Below are 16842 nucleotides of genomic sequence, written 5' to 3' on the forward strand. Positions count from 1 at the left end.
TACCAATCTAAGATTGTGCAGTTCGACCTTTAGCAAGGTAAGAATACACATCTCGCAGTGATTCGAAGCCTTTCTCTCTCGCAAGTCGAATATTTCTTTGCCATAATTGTGCCGTTATCAACGCATCTTCTAACGCATGATGACGGATTTGGACAGGAATGTCGTAATAAGCACAACACTCATCCAACGTGACTAAATGATTCTCAGGTACGACTATTTTTGTTAAGAACGAAGTATCAATGATTCGGTGTTGAAAGGTTGTACGTAGAGTTTGCCATGTAGCATGAGACATAAACTTTTTTTCATGTGATGCATGATGAGCAACCAAAGTCGAATGTCCAATAAATTGATAAAAGTCAGACAAGACATCCACTAATGCCGGCGCCTCATGTAATTCTTCTGCTGTTAATCCCGTTAGTGCTAGAATTTCATCGGATGGAGTTTTACTACATTTAACAGTTGAATAGAAAACATCTTCTGTTATAATCTCGCTTCCTTTCATTTTCACAGCACCAATTGATAGAATACAGTCGCCTTTATCAGGGTAAAAACCACTCGTCTCTAAATCAAAAATAATGAATGGCAGCTCAGATAGAGGGCGATCTAATACATCTTCCTGTTTTAATTCGCGCTGAATTTGGCGTAAGTGAGACAACCTTGCCGCATCAGACTGCTGTTGCAATGACGTATAGACATTTGGACTTAATCTGCTTGATAGCTGCTTCACCAGCTGCACCATATTATTAATCATGCTAATTCACCCTTTGTAACAACCTTTCGATATTTTGGTACAGTTGACGCCCTTCCCTCACCCAACTTTTTAACTGCTTCCGTTCATCAGGACTTAATTGTTCAAGCGATAAATGATGAATCTTTTCATAGCGCTCGATTTCCTTCTGCCACAACAGCCTATGCTCAAGTAACTGCTCAAAAGATAGTTGTAATTGCTTGAATTGTTCATACCTTGAAGGTAACTGTTGAAACCGTTCAATTGTTGATGTAGAAAGGATTTCTTGTTCAATCGCAAGCAACCGCAATCCATTAACATAAGGAAACAAAACGATTTGTTTAAAGTCAAATTTCCCCTTATGCTTTCCTTTTGTTTCTACAAGCAATTGGTTAAACAATCCCAATCCCTTTTTAATTTTTCCTGTATTTTCTGTTAACCGCCTTAGCAAGTAAGGTTGACTGCTTATCATCTTAAACAATGTTTGTTTTAATTGCTCAACCATTTCATGCTTCCCAATAATGGATCGAGAATCTACAAACGTCAGGGTATACCTGAGAGTTTCCCACTTATCTTCATGCAACCATGATTTTAACTGTTCTTCCCACTTCGCATATGAACAACACCATTTCGGGTTTGATGCCATAACCTTCCCATCACAACGCTCATAGCCAACTTTTTCAAGAGCGTAGACAATATCTCCACCAAGATGAAGAAAATACGCTTCGTCTTCTTCAATACTACTGTCAAACACAAGTCCGTGATCTTGATCACTCCAAAACGATTGCTCAAACCTACCTCCGCTTCCCATTAGAAAGAAAGCAAAGTGAGCAGGCGGCTCGCCCCACTCACTTTTTGTCTTTTCAAGAGCGAGACACACCGCTTTTTTTATAATTTGTTCATGACTATTTTGAAGTGAGGCTGAGGTATGCTCCTGATTATGAATGGTTTGTTGACGTTGGTCATACAAGTGCTTATATTGTGCATCCCATTCATGATCACCAAAAGTAGGATAAACCTTTGCCCCTGTCATCTTTATGCTCCAGTCTTTTCGTTACCAGGCATACTTTCTGGATAACCGTAGCCACCGTGCTCACTAAGGTCAAGACCAACAATTTCTTCTTCCTCAGTTACACGTAAGCCGCCACAAACAGCTTTTGTTACTAGTAATAAGATGTAAGATGCGACAAATGCGAATGCACCACACGCCACAACACTTAACACCTGTATTCCAAGCTGACCAAATCCACCACCGTAGAGTAGACCAGCGCTACCACCGTTCATTGCTGCAAGCTCAGGAGTTGCAAAGAATCCAGTTGAAACTGTTCCCCAAACCCCTGCAACACCATGAACAGATAGAGCAAAGATTGGATCGTCAATACGAGCTTTATCAAAGAATTTCATACTGAAGAATACAATAAGACCACCGACAATACCAATGACAACTGCTGCCCAAGGAGCTACGAATGCACAAGATGCTGTGATTGCGACTAAACCAGCTAACGCACCGTTTAGCATTGAAGGAACATCTGACTTTCCTGTCATTGCCCAAGCAATAAATAGAGCTGCTACCGCACCAGCTGCTGCTGCAAGTTGTGTATTTAATGCAACATAACCAAAGAAGCCGTCTGCTACTTCTAACGTACTACCTGCGTTAAATCCAAACCAACCTACCCATAAAATTAAAACACCTAATGCTGTATAAACTTGGTTATGACCAGCTAAATCATTTGATGAACCATCTTTGTTATATTTACCAAGACGTGGTTTTAATAGAATAGTAGCTGCAAGAGCTGCCATAGCACCAGTTAAGTGAACTACTGTAGAACCTGCAAAGTCTTGCTTTCCTAAATCAGCTAACCATCCGTCACCCCAAATCCAGTGTGCAACGATTGGATAAACAAATGCTGAGAATAGTACTGCGAATACGATATATGCTGATAATTTTGCACGTTCTGCAAATCCACCAAAAGCAATTGTTAACGCGATTGCTGCGAACATTAATTGGAAGAAGAAATCTACTGAACCGACAAGACCTTCATCAACTGTAGTGAAATCTCCAAAGAAGAAATCTGACATTCCAATAAATGCATTCCCTTCACCGTAAGCAAAACCCCAGCCTACAGCCCAATAAACAAGTGACGCGATCCCAACTGTGAAAATTGTTTTCCCGGCAATGTGTCCGGCATTCTTCATTCTTGTGGAACCTGCTTCTAAAAGAATAAATCCACCTTGCATAAATAAAACTAATACTGCACAAATCATTACCCATAAATTATCCATAAGTGCTAATTCTGTCATTTCTCAACCTCTCCTCTCAAAATGTGTACACGTTAGCGTTAGAGAAGCTAACATCTCTTGTTAGTTCTCATTATACGTACATAACATTCTGAATCTACTCCATTGTAAGATAATCTGACACATTTTTCGAACTGCCCTTTTAATGAAATCGTTTTTATTATAGGTATCGTGGTTTGACGGCCCTGTGCTCGTTGCTTTGTTTTAAAGCCTGCTATGAGTCGGTTAAAGTGTAGACATATTAAAAAGCCTAGGTTATTTTAAGGAAGTGGTCTCTATATTGAACGAGGGGTCATCTTTTTTGATAGTTCATTCTCTGCTTTTAATAAGTTATGTTCAGCTTCCAATCGTACATATTTCTCTTCTAAAGAAAGCTCTTTTACACGAGATCTACCTCCAGTTCTGATATTTCGCAGAACAGAAAAACCATCTTTTCGATAGGCAGCACGCCATCTCTTCGCTGCAGATTCTAACCGGTGCTTGCCAACAATATCTATCTCCAAAATACCCTGTAGAGCAGTCTTTTTTCAAGTGTCTACTCTACAGGGTACATTTTAGGTTTTCTCATAGCAGGCGCGCAACATGCGGAGCCATTGCCGCTTACCCAAAAATCTTTTAAAGGTCATTTTTGGCTTTTTCAGTGTCCTCACGGTTTATAAGAGGAGGGATGCCCTTCCCAATAAGGAAATAACGCTAATGTTTCTATACATACCATAGTAGATTCAACATCCTCCTCTTCGATTTAACACAAACTCTCCTAAGTGGTCGACCGTACATACTAAACCCTTAATGATTTCATTCAATGCTTTGAATTTAGAGTGATTATAAGTACAGGTACCAATGTTAATCACAACCACTAGGCTGATCATCTTCTTTTAGTATAGCTAAAGTCATATCATGTATGACTCTATCACCCGGTTTCACATTCAGAGAAAGAATATTCCCACCTACCCCCATCTCTACCTTTTTCAGTACACCCTCATTCGTCTTTAGTTGAAATAAAGGCTCCCATTCATATACATAGTCCCCTTCATTTACGAATACCTGATCAATCGTTCCATCAAAAACACTTGCAACTGCACAGTAAGTATTCACAAATAACTCCTCCTTAAATCCATCCGCGAAATTTTGAAGCTTCAGCCATTTTTCTAGATCCAACCATATAGGCGGCTAACCGATTATCGACTTTGTGTAGATCAGCCGTTTCAATAACATTGTTAAAAGCTTCTACTAATTTTGTTTTTAATTTCGTGGAAACCTCTTCTTCCGACCAATAATACCCTAAATTGTTTTGTACCCATTCAAAGTAGGAGACAATGACTCCACCTGAACTTGCTAACACATCAGGAATAAGTAGCACATTTCGTTGACTAAGAATTTGTGTTGCTTCCATTGTTGTTGGACCATTAGCAGCCTCAACAACAATTTCCGCCTTAATACGATGGGCATTTTTAGCAGTAATTTGATTGGAAATAGCAGCCGGTACTAAGATATCACATGGAAGTTCAAGTAACTCCTGGTTGGTAATGGTATTTTTGAATAAATTCGTTACGGTTCCGAAAGAATCTCGTTTATCTAATAGATCATTTATATCTAGCCCATCTTCATCATAAAGAGCTCCATAGGCATCAGAGATACCAACTACTTTTGCTCCTGACTCCATAAGAAACTTTGCTAAGTAACTCCCTGCATTCCCAAAACCCTGAATGACAATCTTCGCTTGTTTCAATTCTAAATTTTTACTCTTTGCTGCTTCTTCTATGCAAATTGCCACCCCTCTTGCAGTGGCTGTTTCCCTGCCATGAGATCCACCTAAAACGAGAGGTTTTCCCGTAATAAACCCTGGTGAATCAAATTCGCGTATCCGGCTGTACTCATCCATCATCCAAGCCATTACTTGTGAATTAGTAAATACATCGGGAGCAGGAATATCTTTGGTCGGACCAACAATTTGACTAATTGCTCTTACATACCCTCGACTTAATCGTTCTAGTTCACCAAAGGACATAACCCTGGGATCACAGATAATGCCGCCTTTTCCTCCCCCATATGGAAGATTTGCAATCCCGCATTTTAAAGTCATCCAAATAGATAACGCTTTTACTTCCTCTTCTGTTACTTCTGGATGAAAGCGAACTCCTCCTTTAGTCGGACCTACTGAGTCATTATGTTGAGAACGATATCCGGTAAATATTTTTATTTTGCCGTTATCCATGCGAATAGGTATGCGAACACTCAGCATCCGAAGTGGTTCTTTAAGCAGTTCAAATACTTCACTCGTATACCCCAATGTATTCAAAGCTTCTTTAATAATTATTTGTGTTGACTCTAAGTGATTAAGATTATTAGAATGCTGTAGATTTACTTCCTCTAACTTGTCTTCTTTTATGGCCAGCTTCATTTTATTCACCTCGATTGATTACTAGAAAACTATTCTCAAATAAAAGCATTTCTGGCGGTCTATTTTGAAAGTAAACCTCTTAATGCAAATGCCACATTTTGCGGACGTTCAGCCATACGTCTCATAAAATATCCAAACCAATCTTGTCCAAATGGTACATAAACACGCACCACGTAACCTTTTTTTACCAATTCTAACTGTAAATCTGTCCGAAATCCGTAAAGCATCTGAAATTCAAATTGACTGTTCTGGATTTGGTTCTCTTTTACAAACGTTATCACTTTTTCAATAATATGATGATCATGCGATGCGATTGCCGTATAACTTCCACTTAGTAAATGGTCTTTGATGATGTTGAAATAATTTTCATCGATTTTCGCTTTGTCTTGAAAGGCTACTTCAGGCGATTCTTTATACGCACCTTTTACTAGTCTTAGAGAAATGCCTTTTAGGTTTCTAATATCTTCTTCAGCTCTAATTAGATAAGCTTGAATAACCGTTCCAACATTGTCATAATCTTTTCTTAACTTTTTCAAAATATCTAATGTCTGCTGGCAGTGTGAGTAATCCTCCATATCAATTCTTACAAAATTGTTAGACTGTTTCGCAGTACCAACAATACGCCGCATATTTTCCAAACAAAACTCTTCTCCAATATCTAAACCAAGCTGTGTCATTTTAAGCGATAGATTGCAGTCAACACCTGAAGATGCCATAGCATTTAATGTCTTAATACAGTATTCCGTTGCTTCTATTGCTTCTTCCTTACTGTCTACAAACTCCCCTAAATGGTCAAGTGTACACATTAATCCTTGTTTATTTAACTCTTTCACTTTAGCAATTGCACTCTCAATATCTTGTCCCGCTACTACTTGAGATGCTCCTACTTTTAACCCCCACCTTTTTGCGGCAACATTCATTGCTTTGTTTTGCGAAAGAAACATAAAGAAGAATTTCATTGGTTGATGTAAAATCATTTTAATCCCTCCAGTATTTAGTCTAGATTTTTTTCCCGCTACTCTTCTATATGCAAAATGCATGCCAATTCATTTTATAAAGTTTTTCAAGCGTTTATATAATGAATGCCTAGTTACCCATACACTTTAATATTACGTCGACTTTAGACAATATCGTAAACGCTATCATCCTTTGGTTTTACCCAATAAAGTTTACTATTACAACCACCTTTTTAAAAAAAAGAGCAAAGTCATATTGAACATATCAAATACTTTTTTTAAAACTATTAATCGAAACAATTCAATAATTTAATTGAAAAATATATTTAATTTTTAGTCAATTACGTCTATAATGAATTCCAACATAGACAGACATGTAAACATTTTACAGAATCTTGATTTCGTTGGGAGGTTTTCAATTTGCAACACCAAATGACTCTTGAAACATTAGCACTGCCATGGAAAAGCGATCTTGATAAAAGCAAAATGGACGTATACAGTCATACAACACTTTTATGTGACATTGACATTATCGAAGAAGGTAGAGATATTGCTTTAAAAGCGGAAAATGATGAAGTTTGTGGATGGATTCCCAATTCAACATTAATGAGAGAAGTTTTCAAACAATGGAAACTAACAAAAGCTTATTATGATGCTCTTCTTAACTCGGTTGAGGATGCTGTTACAACGGTTGACAGTAATGGAAATATCCTATTTTTGAATCATAACACTGAGGAAATGTATGGGCTTTTATTAAATGAGGTGTATGGCCAATCTATTACAAAATTTTTTGAAAAAGAGGCTGTTGTTTTAATGTCAACAATAAAAGAAAAACAAGGAGTTACAAACAAATACCACCAGCCTAATCCTAATGTTTATGTTTTAATTAACACATCTCCTGTCTATGTAGGTACAGAAGTCGTTGGAGGTATTTCAATTGAAAGAGATATTACTCAGATGGTTAAATTAAATGATGAATTGGCTTCAACAACCGCCCACTTACATGATTTGAAAAGCACGACTCAAAGCAAACAAAACCATTCTCCTTTTAGCAAAATTAAAGGTAGAAGCCCTGTTTTAAAAGAGGCTATTAATCTAGCAAATAAAGTAGCCAAAACAGATGCCGCGGTATTAATTACTGGGGACAGTGGCGTTGGGAAGGAGTTGTTTGCTGAAGGCATACACAATGCTGGAAAACGATCTAACCACCCCTTTGTTGCCATTAACTGTGGTGCCATCCCTACCGCGTTATTTGAAAGCGAACTTTTCGGGTATGAACAAGGAGCCTTTACCGGAGCGGTAAAGGGAGGAAAAAAAGGAAAATTTGATGCTGCAAAAGGAGGTACTATTTTCCTTGATGAAGTTGGCGAAATGCCACTTGAATTACAAGTTAAGTTATTACGTGTATTACAAGAAAAGCATTATTATCGTGTTAGTGGAAATAAAGCAATTCCAACTGACGTACGGATCATTGCTGCTACAAATCGAGATCTAGAAAAGATGATCGATGAAGGAAGTTTTCGGGAGGATTTATATTACCGTTTAAATGTCATTTCAATATCTATTCCCCCGTTACGAGATCGTATCGAAGACATCCCTGAGTTAATCCAATTATTTTTAAAGGAATTCTCTCTTAAATACACGATGCCGATCCCCGAAATCGATCCAGAAGTTATGTATACCTTGCTTCAACACCCATGGCAAGGAAATATACGGCAACTTCGCAATATTATCGAACGTATTATCATTTTGGCAAGCGATAACGAAGTGATTAAGCCCCACCATTTACCTAAAAATTTCGTGAAAGAAAATAATCCTCATACATTAAATATCCTTTTCGAGGAACCAAAGAAACTGAACGGTCAAAGTGAAGAAGAAATTCAATATGCATTACAAAAAACGTTTGGAAATAAAGCAGCCGCAGCAAAGTTATTGGGTATCTCAAGGGCCACTTTATATAACAAACTTAAGAAGCGTGATTTAAAGTAATAGATTAGGTGAGAACAATTGGTTCTCACCTTTTTTCATTTATGTCAATTTTCTAAATAGTTTATACATTATTTAATACACTTTTGTCTATTTTTTTGCAGTTAATATTATAGAACAACACTTATTATGATTGGCATGAAAATTGCAAGTAAAAGATAACCCCCATTATTAAGAAAACGTTTTCAAGAGGAAAGGAGTGCATGTTGATGGATTATAGTCTTTCATTTACCACATGGATTTGTATTTTTATTCCATTTATAGGAATCATCAGTCTATCTGTTTTAACACTAATTTTTGAAAAGGAGTGAAGAACTGAATGAATACTGCCACTATTATTACATTTAGTGTTTATTTAATCGGAATGTTAGGGATTGGTTTATGGACCTATAGAAGAACAAATACGATTTCTGATTATTTCTTAGGAGGAAGAAGTTTAAATAGTTGGGTAGCAGCAATGAGTGCACAGGCCTCGGACATGAGCGGTTGGCTACTTTTAGGTCTTCCAGGCGCTATCTATGTATCCGGCTTAAATGGAATGTGGATCGCCATTGGATTAGCGGTTGGAACATATTTAAATTGGCAGTTCGTTGCAAAACGATTACGCAAATATACTGAAGCTGTAAATTCAATTACTATACCAGACTATTTTGAAAGTAGATTCAAAGATTCGACTAAGACGTTACGTGTTATTTCTGCGGTAACGATTATTGTCTTCTTTTTATTCTACGCATCCGCCGGTATGGTTGCGGGAGCTGTCTTGTTTGAGCAAGCTTTTGGTATTGACTTTAACTTGGCATTATATATAGGTGCTATCGTCATTGTTTCTTATACCTTTCTTGGCGGGTTCCTAGCTGTAAGCCTAACGGATTTTGTTCAAGGAATTTTAATGTTATGTGCTTTAATATTTGTGCCTACTTTATTTATTGTTTCACTTGGCGGACTAACAGGACTATGGAGTAGCATCGGACAAGTCAACGTTGACTTGCTCGATATTATGAAACCTGTTGGAATTGAAGATAGCCAATGGATAACCAACGTAACTTCATTTAGTATAATTGGAACCATTTCATTACTAGCATGGGGACTTGGATACTTTGGACAACCTCATATTCTTACTCGATTTATGAGTATTAGAAGTGTTGCCGAAATTCCAAAAGCTAGGCTTATTGCTGTCGTATGGGTTGTCCTCTCTCTTATTAGCGCAGGATTGATAGGACTCGTTGCAATCACACAATTTGATGTGCCATTAGATAATCCTGAAAGTGTTTTTATCTTACTTGTACAAACCTTATTTAATCCTTGGATTGCAGGTATCTTACTGGCCGCCATTTTAGCAGCTATTATGAGTACAATCGATTCACAATTATTAGTTTCTTCAAGTGCAGTCGCCGAAGATTTTTACAAGCAGATTTTCAGAAAGAATGCTAGTGAAAAAGAGCTTGTATGGGTCAGTCGTAGTTCTGTTATTTTCATTTCGATTCTTGCTGTTATATTAGCTAAAAATGGGGGAAATGTATTAGAGCTTGTCTCTTATGCTTGGGCTGGTTTTGGAGCAGCATTTGGTCCAGTTATTATCCTCTCTCTTTTCTGGAGACGGATGACAAAAAATGGAGCTCTAGCTGGTATACTAACTGGTGCTTTAACCGTTATTCTATGGGGAAATATTAAAATATTAAATAGCATAGGCCTATATGAACTTGTTCCTGGATTCATTCTAGCATGGATTGCTATTGTCATCGTTAGCCTTATTGATAAAGACCCATCCTTTGAAATTAAGGAAGAATTCAATTTAGTGGTTAACCATTCAGGTGAGCAACGACATGAACATAACAAATCTGTATAAAACAATAAAAAGAGAAATTAGCTATCTAATCTCTTTCTATACAAGTAAAAAGGTAGACAGGCTGTGGTTTTCCTCACATCCGTCTACCTTTTTGAACAGCCTCGAAGCAATGAGCGTAACCACTGAATTTTCTCCATGATTCAAAAAGTATCACATAAATACTCTATACAAAACTAGTTAACATAAAACCAATTCTAGGAAGTGAGCAAAAACGCCAAACTTATATGTATCAAGGGTTTGGCGTTTGTTTGTTTTTTTCGTAGTAAAAAAAAGAGGTTGAAACAAAACATTTCAACCTCTTTTTTGCATTTTAAATTATTCTGCATCCATAAATGGATATGCAATTTCTGTAGTTGGAGCAAAGTTTTCTTTGATAATACGAGGACTGGTCCAACGAATCATGTTAAATACAGAACCTGCTTTATCGTTTGTACCAGAACCACGAGAACCGCCAAATGGTTGTTGATTAATCACCGCACCAGTTGGTTTATCATTGATATAGAAGTTCCCAGCTGCACCAGATAAGCGGCGTTCTAAGTGCATAATTGCTTGACGATCTTGTGCAAAGATCGCGCCTGTTAATGCATACATAGACGCTGTATCTACTGCAGTCAATGTTTCTTCTAATTTATTATTTTCATATACATAAATCGTTAATACTGGTCCAAAAATTTCTTCTGCCATTGTTTTGAAGTTTGGATTTGTTGTCACAATGATTGTCGGTTGAACGAAATATCCAACAGAATCATCATAAGTACCACCAGCAATAATTTCTGCTTCTTCAGAAGCTGCAGCATAGTCGATGTAACTTGTGATTGAATCAAAAGCTGCTTTATCAATTACCGCACCCATGAAGTTTGTAAAGTCTTGGATATCCCCTACTTTAAGCTTAGCAGTTTCTTCCACTACACCAGCTTTCACTTCTTCCCACATGCTTGCAGGGATGTAAGCACGAGAGGCTGCTGAACATTTTTGACCTTGGTATTCAAACGCACCACGAACAAGGCCAGCTGCTACTTTGTCTGCTTGTGCAGTTTCGTGAGCAAATACAAAGTCTTTTCCACCAGTTTCCCCAACCAAACGAGGATATGATTGATAGTTTGTAATGTTTTCTCCTACTGTTTTCCAAATTGTTTGGAACGTACTTGTTGATCCAGTAAAATGGAATCCAGACATACGAGGGTCTGTTAATACTACTTCCGATACTTGTGAACCACGAGAAGGTACGAAGTTGATTACGCCTTTTGGTAATCCTGCTTCTTCTAAAATACGCATAAAGTAGTAGTTTGATAGTAAAGCAGTTGTTGCTGGTTTCCAAACGACTACGTTCCCCATCATTGCAGGAGCTGATGGTAAGTTCCCACCAATTGCTGTGAAGTTAAATGGGGAAATTGCCAATACAAAACCATCTAATGGACGGTATTCTAAACGATTCCAAATATTCTTCACACTCTCCGGTTGAATTTGATAAATTTGATTAGCATAATCAACGCCAAAACGTAAGAAATCTGCTAATTCTTGTGCAGCATCAATTTCAGTTTGAATAGCTGTTTTGGATTGTCCTAACATCGTAGCAGCATTCATTACGTCACGGTATGGACCAGAGATTAAATCAGCAGCTTTTAAGAAAATGGATGCACGGTGTTCCCATGGCATATTTGCCCACGATTCTTTTGCAGCCATTGCCGCTTCTACAGCATCACGCAACTCTTTTTCTCCAGCTTGCGAAAAGTTTGCCAAAACATGTTGATGATCATGTGGCATTACCACTTGCTTCACTGTATCTGTCTTAATATTTTCTCCATTAATAATCACAGGGATATCGACTACGATATCAGATTGGCGGTTTAATTCTGTCTTTAATGTTTCCCTCTCTTTTGTACCTGGAGCATATATATTGCCAGGCTCATTTTTAGGTGTTGGGATTTTGAAAATTCCGTTACTCATACTTTCACATTCCTTCCTGTGTGGTTTATCTTGTATACATCTATAAGTAATGCAATATTCGTGCCAAAATGTAAAAAAGAGTATTATTTTCTCTATAGTAGCTGTTCAAACACCTATTCACTCAAAATTATCAGAAATATTTATACAATTGGTTTACAAAAGTGTCTAAACTGTTTAGGAAATTGACACAAATGAAAAAGAGAAAGTTTAGACTCATTAGCAAATGCAATAATTTCCTTTGAGATGTCTTGTTGAATGGCGGTACCGACAAGAAGCCGCTGAAAAAGTCCATCGAGGAATGGCAATGGCTCCGCACGTTGCTTCGAGGGCACTGAAAAAGATAAAAATCGATCTTTTTCAGTGCCCTCTACCGACAACTCTACTTTTTTTATTAAGAACAACTATAATCTTACATTCTCACTTCTCATTTTCTAAAGACCAGGAAATCGGATCCTTACCATTGCTCTTCAATAGTTGATTGATTTTTGAAAAAGGCCGACTTCCAAAGAATCCTCGGTTTGCTGAAAATGGACTTGGATGAGGCGATTCAATGATCGCATGCTGATTATTTGTTATGAGTTTCTTTTTTTCTTGTGCCTGTTTTCCCCATAACACAAAAATAACAGGCTCGCTCCGCTCATTTAATGCTTTTATAATTGCATCGGTAAACGATTCCCAGCCTTGTCTTTTATGAGAAGCTGGCTCCCCTTGACGGACACTTAACACGGTATTTAATAGCAATACCCCTTGCTTTGCCCAAGATAGTAAGGACCCGTGTGATGGAATATCGCAGTCAAGATCAGTGCGTAACTCTTTATAAATGTTTTTTAACGATGGCGGTATTTTTTCCGTTCGGTTCACAGAAAAACTAAGACCTTGCGCTTGATTGGGGCCATGGTAAGGGTCTTGACCTAAGATCACGACTTTTGTATTTGCATATGATGTATAGGTAAGTGCGTTCAATATATCGTCTTTTGGCGGATACACGATAGATTGTTCATATTCAGTGTGTAAAAATGTTTCAAGCTTTTTAAAGTATGCTTTTTCAAATTCCACTCCAATAACACCGTTCCAGTCATTCGATAGATAAAACATTCTTATCCCCCTTCTACTCCAATCCAGTTTAGCATGTCTCCCTATCTGTAGACAGATCGAGGACGAGGAACGAGTCTATTTACCTGCGAATGCGGTGGGATTCCAGTCGGTCCACTCTCTTTTTCAGTCTTTTGCTCTTTTTAGAGTCTTTCTGTCTCAGATTCGCTCTTTGGCTCACCTATTCTAGTCCCTCAACTCTCTTATTCTTTGCCCTCCTGAAAAAGAGTTTTTTGCTGTTTGTTTAAAGCTGTTTCCAATGACTCAACAGTCAATTCTTGCGTCGATGGTAAGTAAAGGTCTGCTTTTGTTAATGCAGGTTCAGCTCCAACCCCAACAGAAAACATCTCTGTTTCCATAATTCCTTTTAAACCTGCCTCTCCATCTTCTATCGCCACACAAGCCGACGGATTCACATCAACGAGTTCTGCCGCCTTTATGAATATTTCCGGATCAGGCTTGCCACGCTTTAATGTCGTAACATCAACAATTCCTTTAAAATAATCAACAAGCTCAAGTCGCGTTAAAACACGCCTCGCATTTCGACTCGCTGAAGCAATCACCATTGGGATTTCATGTTTTTTAAGTTTTTCTATAAATAAACGAATTCCCGGTTGTACGTCTTCAACCGTTAATGTATCAATCAATCCTTTATAGTGTGAATTTTTCTGTTCACAAAGCTGATCAAATTCTTGTTCCGATAAAGTGACTGCAGATTGCCGGGTGATTGACTGCACCGTGTCTCGCCTACTAAGCCCTTGTAATTGTTGATTCCACTCTTGACTATATGAAATCCCGAGCTGATCAGCGACTTTTTTATTGACTATGTAATGCAAGTGAACGGTATTAGAAATGACTCCATCCATATCAAAAATGACTGCTTTCATTTGTTTCATAATGATTCCCCTTTTATTTAGTAAATCGAAACTTTTTTATAGGCATTTGCTGTTAACTTGTGTAAAATAGAGCTACCTGATTTTGAGAGGAAGATAACTATGCAACAATCAGAGCATCACTTAGGCGTTCTTGCTGCCATTGGCGCCTATTTACTTTGGGGTGTACTGCCCCTTTATTGGAAACTACTTGAACCAGTTTCCGCTGGGGAGGTGCTCGCTCATCGAATTGTTTGGTCATTGGTTGTTATGATCTTACTATTAGCCATACGGAAACAATTACAACCAGGATGGAAAGAACTCGTTTCTATTTTTACAAATTATCGTTCAGCCTTTGGTATTATTGTAGCATCTTGCTTTATTACATTAAATTGGTTTGTGTTTATTTGGGCTGTAAACAGTGATCGAGTCATTGAAGCGAGTTTAGGTTACTACATTAATCCGCTTATTAACGTTCTTCTTGCCATGCTCTTTCTAAAAGAACGCTTTACGCGTTGGCAAGCACTCTCATTAGTACTCGCCTTTATTGGTGTAACCGTTATGACGGTCTATTACGGTGTAATGCCATGGGCTGCTTTAATCCTTGCTTTCTCTTTTGGAATGTATGGCCTGATCAAGAAGCTAATAAACGTTGGCGCTATGATTGGCTTAACGATTGAAACGTTGTTAATGACGCCATTTGCTCTTCTTTTCTTAGTATGGGTACATCGACAGCCCACTTATGAGGGCGCGTTTGGTTCAATCCAATCAGAAACAACATGGTTATTAATTGGAGCTGGTGCTGTTACAGCGGTTCCACTTCTCTTGTTTGCGATAGGAGCAAGACGAATTTCACTTTCACTTATTGGATTTTTGCAATATATCGGACCAACAATTATGTTACTACTTGGAATCTTTTTATATAATGAGTACTTTTCCATAATTCAATTTGTTGCCTTTGTATTCATCTGGATTGGCTTGTTCATTTTCACTACATCAAAAACAGAAATGTTTAAGAAAGTGACTGAAAAGCTTTTCCGAATCCAAACAGAACAAAAACAAAAAGTTGGCTAAAGCGTAAAAAGGCAGGTGAGAATCCAATTCTCCCTGCCTTTTTACATAAAGAATGCCAAAGCCTGCATCCTCCATGAATCTTACGAAATCACGATAAAAAGAAGTTCAAAAAGGAAACACCTTTTTGAACTTCTTGTCATATTAAAACTTAGATTGGTAAGCAGCAACTTCCCAGTTTGTAACAGCTAGACGGAAATCGTCACACTCAGCTTTTTTCAATGCAACATACTCACCAAAAGCATGTTCACCGAATGTTTTACGACCAATTTCACCTGTTTTGAAGCGCTCAAGTGCAGCTTCTAGGCTAGTTGGTAGATTTTCAATTCCACGAGCTTCAAGTTCTTCTTCGCTCATGTGGAAGATATCTGCGTTTGTAGCTGGAGATACTGTTAATTCATTATCAACACCGTCTAAACCAGCAGATGCAATAATTGCAAATGCAAAGTAAGGGTTAGCAGATGGATCTGGGCAACGAATTTCTACACGAGTACCCGCGCCACGTGTTGCAGGAATACGAATTAAAGCAGAACGGTTAGATGCAGACCATGCAATGTAGCAAGGTGCTTCATATCCAGGAACTAAACGCTTATAAGAGTTTACTAGTGGATTTGTTACTGCTACGAAATCTTTTACATTATCCATTAGTCCAGCAATAAATTGATATGCTTTTTCTGATAGACCAAGGTCATTAGACGGATCATAGAAAATGTTCTCTTGTTTTTCATTGTCAAATAACGAGATGTTTACGTGCATTCCACTACCGTTCTCACCAGCAAGTGGCTTCGGCATGAATGTAGCATGGTAACCAAATTGTTGAGCAACTGTTTTAACAACCCACTTGTAAGTTGTAGCTGCATCAGCAGAACCTAGTGCATCAGCATACTTGAAGTTAATCTCATGTTGACCAATCGCTACCTCATGGTGAGAAGCTTCGATTGTGAAGCCCATCATTTTCAAAGCTTTATAGATTTCAAGACGTACTTTTTCACCTAAGTCTTTTGGTGATGGCTCAAAGTAACCACCTACGTCTTGTGTGTCTAATGTTGGTTGACCATTCTCATCTGTCTTAAATAAGAAGAACTCAAGCTCAGGTCCAACACTGATTGAATAACCTTGGTCAGCTGCACGCTTAACTGTTTTTTTCAAAACATTACGTGGGTCACCATCAAAGTCAGAACCATCAGGCTTTTTTACACTACATAAGAAACGAGCTTCTGAATAGCCTTCTTGTTCTGTCCAAGGTAACACAGCGAATGTCGTTAAATCAGGATCTAAGTATAGATCTGATTCGTTAATCGGTGTATAACCAGTAATAGAAGAACCATCAAACATAACCTTTCCATCTACTACTTGATCTATTTGTTCAGCTGTAACTGTTACGTGTTTAAGTGTTCCTTCAATATCGACGAATTGCACGTGAAGAAGTTCTACATTTTTTGCTTCAATTGTTTCCTTAATAGTCGCAACTAGACTTTCTCTTGTTGGTGTTGATACTGCCATTTTTAAACACTTCCTTTTCATGTAATAATATGTGACATCGATTTGTTATGTTTTACTTTATGATGTTGTGCGATTTTTCGCAATTGGTATGTCAGATAATCTCACACGGAAAATGCAATTTGTTTTGAAAGGAAGATTGAGTT

General features: G+C 37.9%; 13 protein-coding genes and 1 pseudogene. 3 read left to right on the plus strand and 11 right to left on the minus strand.

What is annotated here, in order from left to right; translation table 11 throughout:
* Positions 1-7: 7 nt before the first annotated feature.
* The 7 genes and pseudogenes from SAZ04_RS05335 to SAZ04_RS05365 form a co-directional block, all read right to left on the minus strand.
* Positions 8-751, minus strand: a complete 744-nt coding sequence (locus SAZ04_RS05335; RefSeq protein ID WP_332692181.1) for a 3'-5' exonuclease — start codon at positions 749-751, stop codon at positions 8-10.
* Between the two features lies 1 nt (position 752).
* Complete coding sequence (locus tag SAZ04_RS05340; protein ID WP_332692184.1) at positions 753-1760, minus strand: DUF294 nucleotidyltransferase-like domain-containing protein; 1008 nt, start codon at positions 1758-1760, stop codon at positions 753-755.
* Positions 1761-1762: 2 nt separating this feature from the next.
* Positions 1763-3028, minus strand: coding sequence for an ammonium transporter (locus SAZ04_RS05345; RefSeq protein ID WP_332692187.1), 1266 nt, complete (start codon positions 3026-3028; stop codon positions 1763-1765).
* Between the two features lie 293 nt (positions 3029-3321).
* Positions 3322-3525: pseudogene (locus SAZ04_RS05350) on the minus strand (IS3 family transposase); the annotation flags it as partial.
* Positions 3526-3868: 343 nt separating this feature from the next.
* Entirely contained in the window at positions 3869-4120 is a 252-nt protein-coding gene (locus tag SAZ04_RS05355) for a biotin/lipoyl attachment domain-containing protein (RefSeq protein ID WP_332692190.1), read from the minus strand.
* A gap of 13 nt (positions 4121-4133) precedes the next feature.
* The gene (locus tag SAZ04_RS05360; RefSeq protein ID WP_332692193.1) at positions 4134-5426 is read right to left on the minus strand and encodes a Glu/Leu/Phe/Val family dehydrogenase; all 1293 of its coding nucleotides are present in this window, start codon (positions 5424-5426) and stop codon (positions 4134-4136) included.
* A 59-nt stretch (positions 5427-5485) separates the two neighbouring features.
* Entirely contained in the window at positions 5486-6403 is a 918-nt protein-coding gene (locus SAZ04_RS05365) for a proline dehydrogenase (protein WP_332692196.1), read from the minus strand.
* Positions 6404-6802: 399 nt separating this feature from the next.
* Here SAZ04_RS05365 and SAZ04_RS05370 point away from each other — a divergent pair, with 399 nt between their 5' ends.
* Positions 6803-8371 (plus strand): sigma-54 interaction domain-containing protein, encoded by a 1569-nt coding sequence (locus SAZ04_RS05370; RefSeq protein ID WP_332692199.1) that lies wholly within the window; start codon positions 6803-6805, stop codon positions 8369-8371.
* Positions 8372-8687: 316 nt separating this feature from the next.
* Positions 8688-10214, plus strand: a complete 1527-nt coding sequence (putP, locus tag SAZ04_RS05375; protein WP_332692202.1) for a sodium/proline symporter PutP — start codon at positions 8688-8690, stop codon at positions 10212-10214.
* A gap of 315 nt (positions 10215-10529) precedes the next feature.
* Here putP and pruA read toward each other — a convergent pair whose 3' ends face one another.
* The 3 genes from pruA to pgmB form a co-directional block, all read right to left on the minus strand.
* A complete protein-coding gene (gene pruA, locus SAZ04_RS05380; RefSeq protein WP_332692205.1) occupies positions 10530-12161 on the minus strand; it encodes an L-glutamate gamma-semialdehyde dehydrogenase in 1632 nt (543 codons plus the stop codon).
* Positions 12162-12578: 417 nt separating this feature from the next.
* Positions 12579-13256 (minus strand): uracil-DNA glycosylase, encoded by a 678-nt coding sequence (locus SAZ04_RS05385; protein ID WP_332692208.1) that lies wholly within the window; start codon positions 13254-13256, stop codon positions 12579-12581.
* Between the two features lie 200 nt (positions 13257-13456).
* A complete protein-coding gene (pgmB, locus tag SAZ04_RS05390; protein ID WP_332692211.1) occupies positions 13457-14149 on the minus strand; it encodes a beta-phosphoglucomutase in 693 nt (230 codons plus the stop codon).
* 99 nt (positions 14150-14248) lie between these two features.
* Here pgmB and rarD point away from each other — a divergent pair, with 99 nt between their 5' ends.
* Positions 14249-15199 carry an EamA family transporter RarD gene (gene rarD / locus SAZ04_RS05395; RefSeq protein WP_332692214.1) on the plus strand — a complete coding sequence of 317 codons (951 nt, stop codon included), beginning with the start codon at positions 14249-14251 and terminating at the stop codon, positions 15197-15199.
* A 141-nt stretch (positions 15200-15340) separates the two neighbouring features.
* Here rarD and glnA read toward each other — a convergent pair whose 3' ends face one another.
* A complete protein-coding gene (gene glnA, locus SAZ04_RS05400; protein WP_332692217.1) occupies positions 15341-16699 on the minus strand; it encodes a type I glutamate--ammonia ligase in 1359 nt (452 codons plus the stop codon).
* Between the last annotated feature and the right edge of the window lie 143 nt (positions 16700-16842).

Source organism: Halalkalibacter lacteus (genome assembly GCF_036663595.1).
Classification (GTDB): Bacteria; Bacillota; Bacilli; order Bacillales; family Bacillaceae_D; genus Halalkalibacter; species Halalkalibacter lacteus.

Bases quoted from the DNA above. Each gene is read 5' to 3' on its own strand.
- SAZ04_RS05365 (WP_332692196.1), bottom strand. From the start codon at position 6,403: ATGATTTTACATCAACCAATGAAATTCTTCTTTATGTTTCTTTCGCAA.
- SAZ04_RS05335 (WP_332692181.1), bottom strand. From the start codon at position 751: ATGATTAATAATATGGTGCAGCTGGTGAAGCAGCTATCAAGCAGATTA.
- putP (WP_332692202.1), top strand. From the start codon at position 8,688: ATGAATACTGCCACTATTATTACATTTAGTGTTTATTTAATCGGAATG.
- pruA (WP_332692205.1), bottom strand. From the start codon at position 12,161: ATGAGTAACGGAATTTTCAAAATCCCAACACCTAAAAATGAGCCTGGC.
- glnA (WP_332692217.1), bottom strand. From the start codon at position 16,699: ATGGCAGTATCAACACCAACAAGAGAAAGTCTAGTTGCGACTATTAAG.
- SAZ04_RS05345 (WP_332692187.1), bottom strand. From the start codon at position 3,028: ATGACAGAATTAGCACTTATGGATAATTTATGGGTAATGATTTGTGCA.
- SAZ04_RS05340 (WP_332692184.1), bottom strand. From the start codon at position 1,760: ATGACAGGGGCAAAGGTTTATCCTACTTTTGGTGATCATGAATGGGAT.
- pgmB (WP_332692211.1), bottom strand. From the start codon at position 14,149: ATGAAACAAATGAAAGCAGTCATTTTTGATATGGATGGAGTCATTTCT.
- SAZ04_RS05360 (WP_332692193.1), bottom strand. From the start codon at position 5,426: ATGAAGCTGGCCATAAAAGAAGACAAGTTAGAGGAAGTAAATCTACAG.
- SAZ04_RS05385 (WP_332692208.1), bottom strand. From the start codon at position 13,256: ATGTTTTATCTATCGAATGACTGGAACGGTGTTATTGGAGTGGAATTT.
- rarD (WP_332692214.1), top strand. From the start codon at position 14,249: ATGCAACAATCAGAGCATCACTTAGGCGTTCTTGCTGCCATTGGCGCC.